Origin of the sequence: Ewingella americana (assembly GCF_006438725.1) — a bacterium.
Lineage (GTDB): Bacteria > Pseudomonadota > Gammaproteobacteria > Enterobacterales > Enterobacteriaceae > Ewingella > Ewingella americana_A.
This window is the reverse complement of sequence record NZ_RCZD01000005.1, coordinates 392632-405896: the sequence shown is the minus strand read 5'-3', so window position 1 is coordinate 405896 and position 13265 is coordinate 392632. Positions and strand designations below refer to the sequence as shown.

At 54.6% G+C, this 13265-nt stretch carries 15 protein-coding genes; 10 read left to right on the top strand and 5 right to left on the bottom strand.

The features are described from left to right. Window positions 1-31 precede the first annotated feature (31 nt). The 6 genes from thpR (at window position 32) to folK (ending at window position 5332) form a co-directional block, all read left to right on the top strand. Window positions 32-571, top strand: a complete 540-nt coding sequence (gene thpR / locus EAH77_RS11945) for an RNA 2',3'-cyclic phosphodiesterase (RefSeq protein ID WP_140472893.1) — start codon at window positions 32-34, stop codon at window positions 569-571. A gap of 18 nt (window positions 572-589) precedes the next feature. After that, entirely contained in the window at window positions 590-1309 is a 720-nt protein-coding gene (gene sfsA / locus EAH77_RS11940) for a DNA/RNA nuclease SfsA (protein ID WP_140472891.1), read from the top strand. Window positions 1310-1610: 301 nt separating this feature from the next. Next, a complete protein-coding gene (dksA, locus tag EAH77_RS11935) occupies window positions 1611-2066 on the top strand; it encodes an RNA polymerase-binding protein DksA (RefSeq protein ID WP_140472889.1) in 456 nt (151 codons plus the stop codon). Between the two features lie 62 nt (window positions 2067-2128). After that, window positions 2129-3052, top strand: coding sequence for a tRNA glutamyl-Q(34) synthetase GluQRS (gluQRS, locus tag EAH77_RS11930; protein WP_140472887.1), 924 nt, complete (start codon window positions 2129-2131; stop codon window positions 3050-3052). A gap of 478 nt (window positions 3053-3530) precedes the next feature. Beyond that, window positions 3531-4856 carry a polynucleotide adenylyltransferase PcnB gene (gene pcnB / locus EAH77_RS11925; RefSeq protein WP_241673451.1) on the top strand — a complete coding sequence of 442 codons (1326 nt, stop codon included), beginning with the start codon at window positions 3531-3533 and terminating at the stop codon, window positions 4854-4856. Next, a complete protein-coding gene (gene folK, locus EAH77_RS11920; RefSeq protein WP_140472883.1) occupies window positions 4853-5332 on the top strand; it encodes a 2-amino-4-hydroxy-6-hydroxymethyldihydropteridine diphosphokinase in 480 nt (159 codons plus the stop codon). The genes pcnB and folK overlap by 4 nt, the downstream gene beginning before the upstream one ends. 7 nt (window positions 5333-5339) lie before the next feature. On the opposite strand, the gene qseC is transcribed toward folK, so the two are convergent. Beyond that, the gene (gene qseC, locus EAH77_RS11915) at window positions 5340-6713 is read right to left on the bottom strand and encodes a quorum sensing histidine kinase QseC (RefSeq protein WP_241673445.1); all 1374 of its coding nucleotides are present in this window, start codon (window positions 6711-6713) and stop codon (window positions 5340-5342) included. Further along, window positions 6710-7420, bottom strand: a complete 711-nt coding sequence (qseB, locus tag EAH77_RS11910) for a quorum sensing response regulator transcription factor QseB (RefSeq protein ID WP_140473071.1) — start codon at window positions 7418-7420, stop codon at window positions 6710-6712. Before qseB ends, qseC begins: the two co-directional genes overlap by 4 nt. Before the next feature lie 170 nt (window positions 7421-7590). On the opposite strand from qseB, the gene panB reads away from it, so the two are divergent. The 3 genes from panB (at window position 7591) to panD (ending at window position 9742) form a co-directional block, all read left to right on the top strand. Then, complete coding sequence (gene panB / locus EAH77_RS11905) at window positions 7591-8385, top strand: 3-methyl-2-oxobutanoate hydroxymethyltransferase (RefSeq protein ID WP_140472881.1); 795 nt, start codon at window positions 7591-7593, stop codon at window positions 8383-8385. A 14-nt stretch (window positions 8386-8399) separates the two neighbouring features. Next, window positions 8400-9254, top strand: coding sequence for a pantoate--beta-alanine ligase (panC, locus tag EAH77_RS11900; RefSeq protein WP_140472879.1), 855 nt, complete (start codon window positions 8400-8402; stop codon window positions 9252-9254). Between the two features lie 107 nt (window positions 9255-9361). Then, a complete protein-coding gene (panD, locus tag EAH77_RS11895) occupies window positions 9362-9742 on the top strand; it encodes an aspartate 1-decarboxylase (RefSeq protein WP_140472877.1) in 381 nt (126 codons plus the stop codon). Between the two features lie 158 nt (window positions 9743-9900). Here the strand turns inward: panD and EAH77_RS11890 are convergent, their stop codons facing one another. Next, the gene (locus EAH77_RS11890) at window positions 9901-10671 is read right to left on the bottom strand and encodes an ABC transporter permease (RefSeq protein WP_140472875.1); all 771 of its coding nucleotides are present in this window, start codon (window positions 10669-10671) and stop codon (window positions 9901-9903) included. Continuing rightward, window positions 10671-11594 (bottom strand): ABC transporter ATP-binding protein, encoded by a 924-nt coding sequence (locus tag EAH77_RS11885; protein WP_140472873.1) that lies wholly within the window; start codon window positions 11592-11594, stop codon window positions 10671-10673. The genes EAH77_RS11890 and EAH77_RS11885 overlap by 1 nt, the downstream gene beginning before the upstream one ends. Window positions 11595-11743: 149 nt before the next feature. Here EAH77_RS11885 and can point away from each other — a divergent pair, with 149 nt between their 5' ends. Next, on the top strand, window positions 11744-12400 hold the full coding sequence (gene can / locus EAH77_RS11880) for a carbonate dehydratase (protein WP_140472871.1): 657 nt from the start codon (window positions 11744-11746) through the stop codon (window positions 12398-12400). Between the two features lie 169 nt (window positions 12401-12569). Here the strand turns inward: can and EAH77_RS11875 are convergent, their stop codons facing one another. After that, complete coding sequence (locus EAH77_RS11875; protein ID WP_140472869.1) at window positions 12570-13049, bottom strand: Hcp family type VI secretion system effector; 480 nt, start codon at window positions 13047-13049, stop codon at window positions 12570-12572. Window positions 13050-13265 lie beyond the last annotated feature (216 nt).

Genomic DNA, 13265 nt, shown 5'->3' with positions numbered 1-13265 from the left:
TGGTCCTGCCTATACCGTCAGGGAACCCGAAATGTCTGCTCAACGCCGCCTTTTTTTTGCTTTATCACTGCCACCTAAATTGCAAAAACAGGTGATTCAGTGGCGTGCTGACCATTTCCCTGAGGATACAGGACGCCCCATCGCCGCCGCCAATTTGCACCTGACGCTGGCGTTTCTCGGCGAAGTCAGCGAGCAGAAAGAGACCGCCTTACGTAGCGTGGCGGGGAGAATTGATGCCAAAGGGTTTAGCCTGTGTATCGATGATGCCGGGCACTGGCCCGGTGCGGGTGTGGTCTGGCTCGGTACCCGCCGGGCGCCGCGCCCGCTGCTGCAACTGGCAGAGATCCTGCGCTCACACGCTGCGCGCAACGGCTGTTATCAAAGCGCCCTGCCGTTTCATCCCCATATTTCATTATTTCGCGCTGCGACGCGGCAGGTGGCCATTCCTCCCGCCACACCCCACTGGACGCTGGAAGCGCTGGAGTTCGGGCTGTATCAGTCAATTTATGAGCGTGGCCGCACCCGCTACTCTCTGTTGCAAAGCTGGCCACTGCCTGCGCCGCTTGCCTAATTTCAATCAGGAACTGTCATGCATTTCGATCCCCCGCTGCAAGCCGCGACGCTAATCAAACGTTACAAACGCTTTCTGGCCGATGTGATAACGCCAGATGGCCGGGAGTTGACGCTGCACTGCGCCAATACCGGTGCCATGACCGGCTGCGCCACGCCGGGGGATACCGTGTGGTATTCGGCCTCTGACAACCCCAAGCGCAAATACGCCCACAGTTGGGAACTGACAGAAACCCCGCAGGGGCACTGGATTTGCGTCAATACGTTACGGGCAAACCAATTAGTCAGAGAGGCGCTGGAAGCCGACGCAGTTCCAGAATTATCCTCTTACAGTAAGTTAACCGCTGAAGTTAAATACGGTACCGAAAATAGCCGCATTGACCTTATGTTACAGGCGGATAATCGTTCCGACTGCTATATTGAAGTGAAATCTGTCACCTTGCTGCAACAAGGATGCGGCTTCTTTCCCGACGCAGTTACGCTGCGGGGTCAGAAGCATTTACGCGAGCTGCAAGCGATGGCGGAACAGGGACAGCGAGCGGTGCTTTTTTTCGCTGTATTGCATTCAGGCATTGAAAGCGTGTCTCCGGCACACCATATTGATCCGCGTTACGCAGCATTACTGACGCAGGTACAACAAAGCGGTGTCGAAGTGATGTGTTACGGTGCAAAACTTTCTGCAGAGGGTATCCGCCTCTCAGAACGTTTACCTCTGGCTAACCGCCAGTTTGTCGGATAACCCCTGTTATTACAGCCATCGGCAGCTAGAGATAGCAGATATCTGCCATTATTCGAGTTGCAACAAGTCGGCAACCTGAACGGTGATGAAAGGTACGCGAATACGCTCTTCCTCACAGGTGTGTCAAGTACCTGTGATGATTAATTGCTTACGTCGCCCCCTTCTGGTATTTATAGCGGCCTGATTTTTTCCCCCTTTGGGGATCGAAATACTCAACATCGTTTGCATTGCACCAAGGCAGCTTCGGCTCCCGCAATTTGAAGGATGATGGGTATAGTGCGTTTTATGTAGGAGAAGCATCATGCAAGAAGGGCAACCCCGTAAGACATCGTCCTTGAGCATTCTCGCCATCGCTGGGGTAGAACCATACCAAGAGAAGCCAGGCGAAGAGTACATGAACGTCGCTCAGCTGACCCACTTCAAGAAGATTCTTGAAGCGTGGCGTAATCAGCTCAGGGATGAAGTTGACCGTACCGTTACGCATATGCAAGACGAAGCTGCAAACTTCCCGGATCCGGTAGACCGTGCCGCTCAGGAAGAAGAATTCAGCCTCGAACTGCGTAACCGCGATCGCGAACGTAAGCTGATAAAAAAGATTGAAAAAACACTGAAAAAAGTGGAAGACGAGGATTTCGGTTATTGCGATTCCTGTGGCGTTGAGATCGGCATCCGCCGTCTTGAAGCACGTCCTACCGCTGATTTATGCATTGACTGTAAGACATTGGCTGAAATCCGCGAAAAGCAGATGGCTGGTTAAGTCTCGGGTCCCACGCGGTGCGTCATGCACCGCGTTCCCTTTATAGAAGATGTTCTGCAACTATGTCTGATTCGCCTGCTTCCGCTCACGCTACGCGTTATGTTGGCCGTTTTGCCCCTTCGCCTTCCGGTGTTCTTCATTTTGGTTCCCTGATTGCCGCCCTCGGTAGCTATCTGCACGCCCGATCTTTGCAGGGCCGCTGGCTATTGCGCATTGATGATCTTGACCCCCCGCGTGAAATCCCTGGCTCCGCCGACAGCATTTTGGCGACACTGGAGCGTTTCGGCCTGCACTGGGATGGCGACGTCGTCTGGCAATCCAAACGTCATGATGCTTACCGCGCTGCGCTGGACAGCCTGCGCCAGAAGGGGCTGAGCTATTACTGCACCTGCACCCGCCAGCGAATAGCCCAGCTCGGTGGCACCTACGACGGCCACTGCCGCGATGCGGCACTCGGCGCTGACAATGCCGCGATCCGTTTGCATCAGACTCGCCCGGTCTATGCATTTGACGATGACTTTCAGGGACGGTTGCACGCTACGCCGGCGCTGGCCGAAGAGGATTTCATCGTGCGCCGTCGCGACGGTCTGTTCGCCTATAATCTGGCGGTGGTGGTCGATGATCACTATCAGGGCGTGAACCATATTGTGCGCGGGGCGGATTTAATCGAGCCGACCGTGCGCCAAATTTCGCTTTATCAGCATTTAGGTTACCCGCAGCCGGGTTATTTGCATTTACCGCTGGCGGTCAATGCGCAGGGCGATAAACTCTCCAAGCAGAACCACGCGCCCGCATTGCCAGAGGGTGATCCTCGCCCGGTCCTGTTGAAAGCGTTACAATTTTTAGGCCAAACCTTGCCGGAAAACTGGCAGGATATGCCGTTAGATTTATTATTATGTTGGGCGACAGAACATTGGGCACCGGCCCAGATGCCGCGTCAGGATGCGAAAGCTCCGGCAGATATGACTTCGGCATTCTCAAAGTAGCCAGTGTGAGCTATGATTAGCCGCTGTTTTTGCGTCGCGTCATTTTTATCAGTCACTATCGAGGTGTCCCATTTTTACCCGAGTAGCCAATTTTTGCCGTAAGGTGCTAGTTCGTGAAGATAAAGTCATTCGTGAAGAAACCACGGTGCCTGAGCAGGCCCCTCTTCGTGAAGAGAACACCCGTCGCGATACAACCCCCGTGGCTGAAGGCAACGTGAAAACGACCCAGGCCCCACGCCGCGAACGCAGCGGCAGCCGTGATAACCGTGGCCGTCGGGATGAAAACTCTCACCGGGGTGACCGCCGCAACAACACCTCTTCGCCGGGGGCTGGTCCGCGCCACAGCGCTAACAATGCCAACCGACGCACGGCCAGTGTGTCACCACGTGGTGAACATCAGCCCATTATTGAGCGTTATGTCACTGAGCATCCGTCCAAACCGCGTGCCTCCTTCGACTACGCCGGTGAGACGCGAGCCATCACCATTATTCCGCGTGACGAGCACAATATTTCTCGCCGTGATATCAGCGAAAACGCCCTGAAAGTTCTCTACCGTCTGAACAAGTCTGGCTATGAAGCCTACCTGGTCGGCGGCGGTGTACGTGATTTGCTGCTGGAAAAGAAACCGAAAGATTTCGACATCACCACCAACGCCACGCCGGATCAGGTACGTAAACTGTTCCGCAACTGCCGTCTGGTTGGCCGTCGTTTCCGCCTGGCGCACGTGATGTTCGGGCCGGAAATCATCGAAGTGGCCACTTTCCGCGGTCATCACGAGCAACTGGAAGAAGAGCCAGAAGACAAGAACTCCTCCCAGCAGGCGGTAAACGGCATGCTGCTGCGCGACAACATTTTCGGCAGCATCGAAGATGACGCCCAGCGCCGCGACTTCACCATCAATAGCCTTTATTACGGCGTGGCCGATTTCACCGTGCGTGATTACACCGGCGGCTTGCGTGATCTGGAAAACGGCATTATCCGTCTGATTGGCGACCCGGAAACCCGCTATCGCGAAGATCCGGTGCGGATGCTGCGCGCTGTGCGTTTTGCTGCAAAACTGGACATGAAAATCAGCCCGGAAACCGCTGAGCCGATCCCGCGTCTGGCGACCCTGTTACAGGAGATCCCGCCAGCCCGTCTGTTTGAAGAGTCGCTGAAATTATTGCAGTCCGGTTATGGTCATCAGACCTACCTGAAACTGTGTGAATACCAGCTGTTCCAGCCGCTGTTCCCACTGATTGCCAGCCAGTTCACCGAACAGGCTGACAGCCCGATGGAACGCATTCTGATTCAGGTGCTGAAAAACACTGATTTCCGTCTGCAAAACGATCAGCGCGTCAATCCGGCATTCCTGTTCGCTGCGATGCTGTGGTATCCGGTGATTGAACATGCACAGAAGCTGGCACAGGAAGGCGGTCTGACCTATTACGACGCGTTCTCGCTGGCCATGAACGATGTGCTCGACGAACAGTGCCGCTCACTGGCCATTCCGAAACGAATTACCACGCTGGTGCGTGATATCTGGGCGCTGCAACTGCGTCTGTCGCGTCGTCAGGGCAAACGTGCGCACAAACTGATGGAGCATCCTAAGTTCCGCGCGGCATTCGACTTACTGGCGCTGCGTGCCGAAGTAGAACAGCATCGCGAACTGCAAAGTCTCACCGAATGGTGGAGCGAGTTCCAGGAAGCCACTCCGGCGTCACAGAAAAATATGTTGGGTACGCTGGGCGACGACGTCGCACCACGCCGCGCCCGCACACGTCGTCCGCGCAAACGGGCACCACGTAAGGAAAGCGGTCAATGATCCGGGTCTACATTGCGCTCGGCAGTAATCTTGCCAAGCCTGTAGACCAGGTCAACTGTGCGCTGGAAGCTCTGGCGCACATGCCCCGCACCACACTGGTGGTCTGTTCCTCGTTTTATCGCAGTAAACCTCTCGGCCCGCAAAATCAGCCTGATTTTCTCAACGCCGTGGTTGCCCTCGATACCCAATTGCCCGCAGAACAGCTGCTCGACTGCACCCAGGCCATTGAGCAGAACCAGGGCCGTGTGCGTAAAGCCGAACGCTGGGGTCCGCGCACGCTGGATTTAGACATGCTGTTGTACGGCGACCAGGTGATCAACACTGAACGTTTGATCGTTCCGCATTACGACATGAAAAACCGCGAGTTCATGCTTTACCCGCTGGCAGAGATTGCCCCGGCGCTGGTATTCCCCGATGGCGAACCTCTGCAAGAGCTGCTGAATCGCATTCCCCGCAATGGCCTGGAACGCTGGTGATCCTGCTTTAGTGTTGGCGAACCTGTACCTGTAATCCTCCCTCTGCCCGGTTGCGGTAGACCACACTCAGCCCGTGCAGTTGGGCGATGCGTTTAACAATCGACACGCCAAGACCGCTGCCGGTCTGCTCCTGACCCGGCGGGCGATAAAACCGTTCCCCCAGCCTTGCCAGGTGTTCATCCGAAATCCCCGGCCCCTGATCGTCGACATCAATACCCTGCTCACTCAACCGGACAGTCACCTTAGAGCCCACCGGTGAATAGCGCACGGCGTTATCCACCAGGTTACGTAGCATCAACGACAGTAACAGCGACTGCCCCTGAATCGGTGCCGGATCGCCGGTCTGCTCAAAACGTAAGACGATACCTTTAGCATGCGCCGCCGCATCCTGTGCGCCCACAACTTGTGCAATCAGCCCCGCCCAGTCGACCGGTTCTAATTCATCCAGTCCGCTGAAAGACTCAAGCCGCGAGAGCGTCAGCAGTTGGTCAACCAATCGGGTGGCGCGGTCGATACTGATGGTCAGGTTTTCCAGCGCGTGTTCGCGCATGTTGGTGTCATCCCCCGACAGTTGCACCACTTCGGTTTGCACCCGCAGCGCCGCCAGCGGGCTGCGCAATTCATGCGCGGCATCCGAGGTAAAACGCCGTTCGCGAACCAGCATGTCGCCGGTGCGGGTGAACAGTGAGTTGAGAGATTCCACCAGCGGCAGCACCTCGCAAGGCACCCGGTCAGTGGAGAGTGGGGAAGCATCATCCGGCGCACGCCGGTGAAGATCGTCCGCCACGCGCCGCAGAGGGCGCAGTTCCAGGCCGATCATGATCATCATCGCCAACAGTAATATCGGCAGACAGGCCAGCCACGGCAGCAGTTGCCCTGAGACCAGATTCCATGCCATATCCTCGCGGTAATCGTACTCCTGACCGACCGCCACCCGAAAACGCCCGTCAGCGGTGGTCAGCCACAGCAACCGCCACTGGTCGTCATCGTTATCGATTTCGCTGTCCGTAAAGCCCTGCGTATTCTTGTCGAAGCGGATTTTTTTACCGTTTTCGCCGTCGTTAAGCAGCATCTTGCCTTGCAGATCAAAGATGGCAAACGTCAGGGCGTCATCATCGGTGTGGCCACGCTCGCCTTTATGCATCAGCGTTTTGGTTTCAGGCAATCTGACTTCATGATTTTGCAACAACATATCGCCCACGCCGGTCGCCGCCAGCCGTTTGGCAAACAGCATTTGCTGGGTATCAAACACTTCGTTGATGTTATGGCGGGTCTGATGCCAGGCCACGAGCGAAGCCACCAGCCAGGTGACCAGTGCCAGCAGGCCAAACAGCAGGATCAATCGCAGGCGTAAGCTCAGATCCTTAAAATGCCGCTTCACGTCCTTTCCCCCGTCGCGCTGTCGGCAGAATTGTCCGTTGCCTCAGCCACGGCGTCACCTAGGGTGTAACCCACGCCGTGAACTGTGCGAATAAATCCGTTGCCCAGTTTTTTACGCAGATGATGAATGTGCACTTCGACGGCATTGCTGCTGACTTCGTCGTCCCAGTTATAGAGTTTTTCCTGGATCAGCGGACGCGGCAATACGCGGCCTTTGTTGTTGAGGAACAGCTCCAGCACCGTGATTTCACGCGGGGTCAGCACCACCGGCTCACCATTCATGGTGACGCTGCGCAGTGCCGGGTCAAACTCCAGAATACCGTGGATAATTTTCGGCGTGACGTGCCCATGACGACGCCGAATCAACGCCTGCAGGCGGGCCGCCACTTCCACCAGCGCAAACGGTTTACACAGATAATCATCCGCACCGGCCTGTAATCCGCCCACCCGCTGTTCAAGCGCATCGCGCGCGGTGAGGATCAGCACCGGGGTATCTTTCCCAGCCTGCCGCCACTCTTTTAGCAGCTGCATACCGTCCATTCCCGGCAGACTGAGGTCGAGGATCACTGCATCATAAGGCGCACTGTCGAGCGCCGCTTTGCCGATCAATCCGTCGGTAAACCAGTCGAGCGTAAACCCCAGTTTCCCCAGGCCAGCCCGGATACCGTCGCCGATCATTTTGTCATCTTCTATCAGCAGAATGCGCAAATTCCCTCTCCTGTCGTGGGTGATGCTGTACATCGCATTATACGCCATGCTTATTATGGGATTCTTAAGATGTTCATTCCAAAGACAGGAACTTCGCTACCTGCTTATCGGGTCATACAGTAGAATGTTGGCAAAATATTCACCGTATGAATTGTTCACAGGAAGATCCCATGAAAGCTACCACCCTGAGTCAGTTACGCCAGTGGAAACAAGATAATCATAAGTTCGCGACCATCACCGCCTACGATGCCAGCTTTGCCCAGCTGTTCGCTGAACAGGGGATACCGGTCATGCTGATCGGCGATTCTCTCGGCATGGTCGTGCAGGGAAATGACTCCACCCTGCCGGTGACCCTCGAGGAAATCACCTACCATACGCGCTGCGTACGCCGTGGTGCGCCGCTGGCGCTGCTGCTGGCTGACCTCCCCTTCATGAGTTACGCCACACCGGAGCAGGCCTTTGCCAGTGCCGGCGTAGTCATGCGTGCGGGTGCCAACATGGTCAAACTGGAAGGGGGGAGCTGGCTGTGCGACACGGTGAAAATGCTCACCGAGCGTGCCGTACCGGTGTGCGGACATCTGGGCCTGACGCCGCAATCGGTGAATGTCTTTGGCGGTTATAAAGTGCAGGGCCGCGATGAAGTGGCCGCCAATCTGCTAGTGAAAGATGCGCTGGCATTGGAAGAGGCCGGAGCGCAGGCGCTGGTGTTGGAATGTGTGCCCGTTGATTTAGCCAAACGCGTGACCGACGAACTGTCGATTCCGGTGATTGGCATCGGCGCGGGCAATGTGACCGACGGCCAGATTTTGGTGATGCATGACGCCTTCGGCATTACCGGCGGCCATACACCGAAATTTGCCAAAGACTTCCTCCGTGAAGCGGGCGATATGCGCAGCGCCGTACGTCTTTATGTTGAACAGGTTGCCCAAGGCATTTATCCGGGCGAAGAACACAGCTTTAAATAAGAAGGGTTAGCCAAGTGCTTATTATTGAAAACGTTCCGCTGCTGCGCCGTGAAATTCGCTTTTACCGCCAGAACAATAAACGCATTGCGCTGGTACCAACCATGGGCAATTTGCACGAAGGCCACATGACGCTGGTAGACGAAGCTAAAGCCCGTGGCGACGTGGTGGTGGTGACTATTTTTGTTAACCCGATGCAGTTTGAACGCCCTGACGATCTCGAGCGTTACCCGCGTACCCTGCAGGAAGATTGCGAGAAGCTGAACAAGCGCGGCGTGGATCTGGTGTTCGCGCCCTCGCCTGCCGATATTTATCCGAAAGGGCTGGCGACGCAGACGCAGGTCGATGTACCGGTGATCTCCACCATTCTGGAAGGGGCCAGCCGTCCGGGCCATTTTCGTGGCGTCTCCACCATCGTCAGCAAACTGTTCAATCTGGTACAGCCCGACGTGGCCTGTTTCGGCCAGAAAGATTTCCAGCAACTGGCGCTGATCCGCACCATGGCAGAAGACATGGGTTATGACCTCGAGATTGTCGGCGTGCCGACGGTGCGGGCGAAAGACGGCCTGGCGCTGAGTTCACGCAACGGTTATCTGACCAGTGAAGAGCGTAAAACAGCCCCGCAGCTGGCAAAAATCATGAACCAGTTGGCGTTGCGCCTGAGCCAGGGAGAACGTCATACCGAAGAGATGTTGGAAGAGACCGCGCAGCAGCTGCGCCAGGTGGGCTTCACGCCGGATGAACTGTTTATCCGCGACGCCAAAACCTTGCAGGACCTGACCGTTGACAGCACCTCGGCGGTGATCCTGATGGCAGCATGGCTTGGCAAAGCACGCCTGATTGATAACCAACAGGTTGATCTGACGCAGTAGACAGCGCCTGACAGATCGGCAACTATGTGGGTCGCCAGACACATGAGATTTTTAGTATGTCAGCCTGGCAGGTTCTCAGACTTTTTACGTCAGTAAGGGCAGAAGAAATGGTACGTACTATGTTACAAGGCAAACTGCACCGGGTGCATGTGACTCAGGCAGATTTGCATTATGAAGGCTCCTGCGCCATCGATCAGGATTTCCTCGACGCCTCAGGCATTTTAGAATACGAAGCTATTGATATTTATAACGTTGACAACGGTCAGCGTTTTTCCACCTACGCCATCGCGGCCGAACGCGGTTCGCGTATTATTTCGGTCAACGGTGCAGCAGCCCGCTGCGCGTGCGTGGGCGACCTGTTGATCATCTGCTCTTATGTGCAGATGTCAGACGTTGAAGCCCGCAAGCACCAGCCGAAAGTGGCCTATTTCGACGGCGAAAATCAATTGAAGCGTACGGCCAAAGCCGTGCCGGTTCAGGTGGCCTAACCGTCATTTAAGACATAAAAAACGGGGCATAGATTTGCCCCGTTTTTATTACTCAAATTTGAATCCACAAAATCATGCGTGCTGCATCACTAAACCTGCTGCAAGCAGGGTTAGAACGCAGGCAGCCAACGCCGAGGCAGCGCGAGGGATGACGGGGATTAGCTTCGTAAGCCGCGCCCGCGCTCGATCAAATACCACGCCAACAGATAGAATACCGCGATAAACCCGACCAGCACGGACATGGTAAACACCAGCGACACGTCAGAAATCCCCAGAAAACCGTAGCGGAAACCACTGATCATGTAGACGATCGGGTTCAACTTGGAGACTGCCTGCCAGATGGGTGGCAACAGCGACAGTGAGTAGAACACCCCGCCCAGATAGGTCAGCGGTGTCAGCACGAAGGTCGGGATCAGGCTGATATCATCAAACGTCGTCGCGAATACCGCATTCAGCAGGCCGCCCAGAGAGAACAGGATCGCAGTGAGCAGCAGTGTGAGTGCTATCACCCACCAGGAGTGGATCACCAGCGGCACGAAGAAGAGTGAAATCGCCGTAACCAGAATACCCACACAGACCCCGCGCGCCACGCCGCCCCCGACATACCCGGCGATAACCACGTGCGTCGGCACCGGCGCCACCAGCAACTCTTCAATATTGCGCTGGAACTTGGCGCTGAAAAACGATGACGCCACGTTGGCGTAGGAGTTAGTGATCACCGCCATCATGATAAGGCCCGGCACGATAAACTGCATGTAAGTAAAGCCGTGCATGCTGCCGATCTGCGAGCCAATCATGTTACCGAAGATGATGAAGTAGAGCGTCATGGTGATGACTGGCGGAACCAGCGTCTGGATCCAGATGCGTCCAAACCGGTTAATCTCTTTCAGCCAGATACTTTTGAGTGCCACCCAATACAGTTGCGACATTATTTCTTTTCCTCGCTGCCGTTCACCAGCGTGACAAACAGCTCTTCCAGACGGTTCGCTTTGTTACGCATACTCAACACCTGCACGCCCTGCTTGCTCAGTTGGCTGAACAGAGAGTTCAGCCCCTGTTCACGCATCACTTCCACTTCCAGCGTGGAGGTATCGGTCAGGTGATTACGATATCCCTCCAACTGCGGCAGTGCGCTTTTCGGTGCTAAATCAAGAATAAAGGTTTCGGATTTCAGCTTGGAGAGCAGCGCTTTCATACTGGTGTTTTCCACCAGCAGGCCACCCTGAATGATGCCGATATTGCGGCACAGCATTTCCGCTTCTTCCAGATAGTGCGTCGTCAGGATGATGGTGGTGCCCTGCACGTTTAGCTCTTTGAGGAAGCCCCACATGGAGCGGCGCAGTTCGATATCCACGCCGGCGGTAGGTTCATCAAGGATCAGCAGTTTTGGCTCGTGCATCAGCGCACGGGCGATCATCAGACGACGTTTCATCCCACCGGACAACATGCGTGAACGTTCGTTGCGCTTGCCCCAAAGATCCAACTGCGTGAGGTATTTCTCGGCCCGCTGCAACGCCAGCGGGCGTGGAACGCCGTAATATCCGGCCTGATTGACCACCACCTGCATCACGGTTTCAAACGGGTTGAAGTTGAACTCCTGCGGCACCAGCCCGAGCTGGCGCTTGGCGTTAACAATGTCCTTATCAATGTCGTAACCAAATACCTGCACCCTGCCGGCTGTCTTATTCACCAGTGAGCTGATGATGCCAATGGTAGTGGATTTCCCGGCGCCATTTGGCCCGAGCAGGGCGTAAAAGTCACCCGCTTCCACTTTCAGATCGATACCGCGCAAAGCCTGCACGCCACCGGCGTAAGTTTTGGTTAACTTCTCCAGTTCTAATGCATATGTCATAAGTGGAGCTTACCTTGTGTAGAGAACCTTGTTATAAATTCTGCCGTTAAGATTTGATCATCATTAGAGATGCTGAATCGGTTTTAAAAAACGATATGTTGCCCTATATTAACCCATCGTTGTTATTCGGTTACAGGCTATTAACTTCCATGAACGACATTGAAACACTTAAAAGTAATAACGCCCTTTGGTCGAAAACCATGGTGGAAGAAGACCCAGGCTTCTTCGAACGTCTCTCAGAATCGCAAAAACCACGCTTCCTGTGGATTGGTTGTTCCGACAGTCGCGTTCCCGCCGAACAACTGACCGGGCTTGAGCCTGGCGAACTGTTTGTACACCGTAACGTCGCTAACCTGGTGATTCACACCGACCTCAACTGCCTATCGGTTGTGCAATACGCCATCGACGTGCTGGAAGTCGAGCACGTGATCATCTGCGGGCACTACGGCTGTGGCGGCGTACAGTCGGCGGTTGAAAACCCGGAACTTGGGTTGATTAACAACTGGCTGCTGCACATTCGTGATATCTGGTACAAACACAGCTCGCTGCTGGGCGAACTGTCTCCTGACCAGCGTCTGAATAAGTTGTGTGAACTGAACGTCGTTGAGCAGATTTACAACCTTGGCCACTCCACGGTAATGCAAACAGCATGGAAGCGCGGACAGAAAGTCTCGCTGCACGGCTGGGTTTACGGCATTCAGGACGGGCGTCTGCGCGACCTCGAAGTGACCTCCACCAGCCGCGAAACGCTGGAACAGCGTTACCGCCAGGGTGTCTCAGCACTGCTGCACGGCAACCCGCAGTAACTGTACAAAAGATTAAAAAGCAAAAGGCACATTATGTGCCTTTTTTTGTGCCTTTTTTTCAAGCCCCCACAGTGACTTGCAATAAAATCAGTGGGTTAACCACCACTACCAGCCACTATAACCAGACCTAAACGACTAGGGCGTGGACACTATGTGGACGTTAAGGGTATCAGGCTACGCAACGATCATTCCATGTATCGCGGTAGATAATATTTCCATCCGTGTACTTCCAAGTGATCGCCTCATAACGTAATTCGAGGGTTTCTAGATGAGTGCTGCTGAGTCCATTGGGGGACAGGTACGGTGAAATCGTAGTAATTTTGACGTTTTCCAACATGATATTGAAGTATTCAGATTCGATGCCTGACTCCAGAATGCGGTACATCTTGATCGTTGCTTTTTTCAGGGTACGGCCTTCACATACGGCGCGATACAAAACGGGCGTTGTCTGGTCAAACTCTTTCACTATAACGATAGGGCGGTGAATTCGCGTTCCGGTGAGTTTGCCCCAATTTGCATCAACCGGAATGGTTACGCCGTGGGAAAATGATTTTAATTCGATGGAGCCTAAACGCATTGGCATCAAACAACTGCCGACAATCGGTGAACCGTTTTCATCTTCAAGCCATAAATGTGCTGGGGTAGACATATAATTTCCTTATAAGTGAGATTTACACAGTGACAATTGTTTGGTGTTCACCATTTCATGTAACGGCTAAATAAAACCACCATTAATATGGCGAATACACCTATAGGCCAAATAGGGCCATCAGGGAAGAAATGCACTAGGCCGATTGCGAATAGCAGTGTAAGCAATCCGGGGCCGTACATCGAAAATAAGAATTTCAATTGCCAGCGTAAGAAT

Bases quoted from the DNA above. Each gene is read 5' to 3' on its own strand.
- gluQRS (WP_140472887.1), top strand. From the start codon at position 2,129: ATGTCTGATTCGCCTGCTTCCGCTCACGCTACGCGTTATGTTGGCCGT.
- panD (WP_140472877.1), top strand. From the start codon at position 9,362: ATGGTACGTACTATGTTACAAGGCAAACTGCACCGGGTGCATGTGACT.
- folK (WP_140472883.1), top strand. From the start codon at position 4,853: ATGATCCGGGTCTACATTGCGCTCGGCAGTAATCTTGCCAAGCCTGTA.
- thpR (WP_140472893.1), top strand. From the start codon at position 32: ATGTCTGCTCAACGCCGCCTTTTTTTTGCTTTATCACTGCCACCTAAA.
- can (WP_140472871.1), top strand. From the start codon at position 11,744: ATGAACGACATTGAAACACTTAAAAGTAATAACGCCCTTTGGTCGAAA.
- EAH77_RS11875 (WP_140472869.1), bottom strand. From the start codon at position 13,049: ATGTCTACCCCAGCACATTTATGGCTTGAAGATGAAAACGGTTCACCG.
- EAH77_RS11885 (WP_140472873.1), bottom strand. From the start codon at position 11,594: ATGACATATGCATTAGAACTGGAGAAGTTAACCAAAACTTACGCCGGT.
- panB (WP_140472881.1), top strand. From the start codon at position 7,591: ATGAAAGCTACCACCCTGAGTCAGTTACGCCAGTGGAAACAAGATAAT.
- sfsA (WP_140472891.1), top strand. From the start codon at position 590: ATGCATTTCGATCCCCCGCTGCAAGCCGCGACGCTAATCAAACGTTAC.
- EAH77_RS11890 (WP_140472875.1), bottom strand. From the start codon at position 10,671: ATGTCGCAACTGTATTGGGTGGCACTCAAAAGTATCTGGCTGAAAGAG.
- dksA (WP_140472889.1), top strand. From the start codon at position 1,611: ATGCAAGAAGGGCAACCCCGTAAGACATCGTCCTTGAGCATTCTCGCC.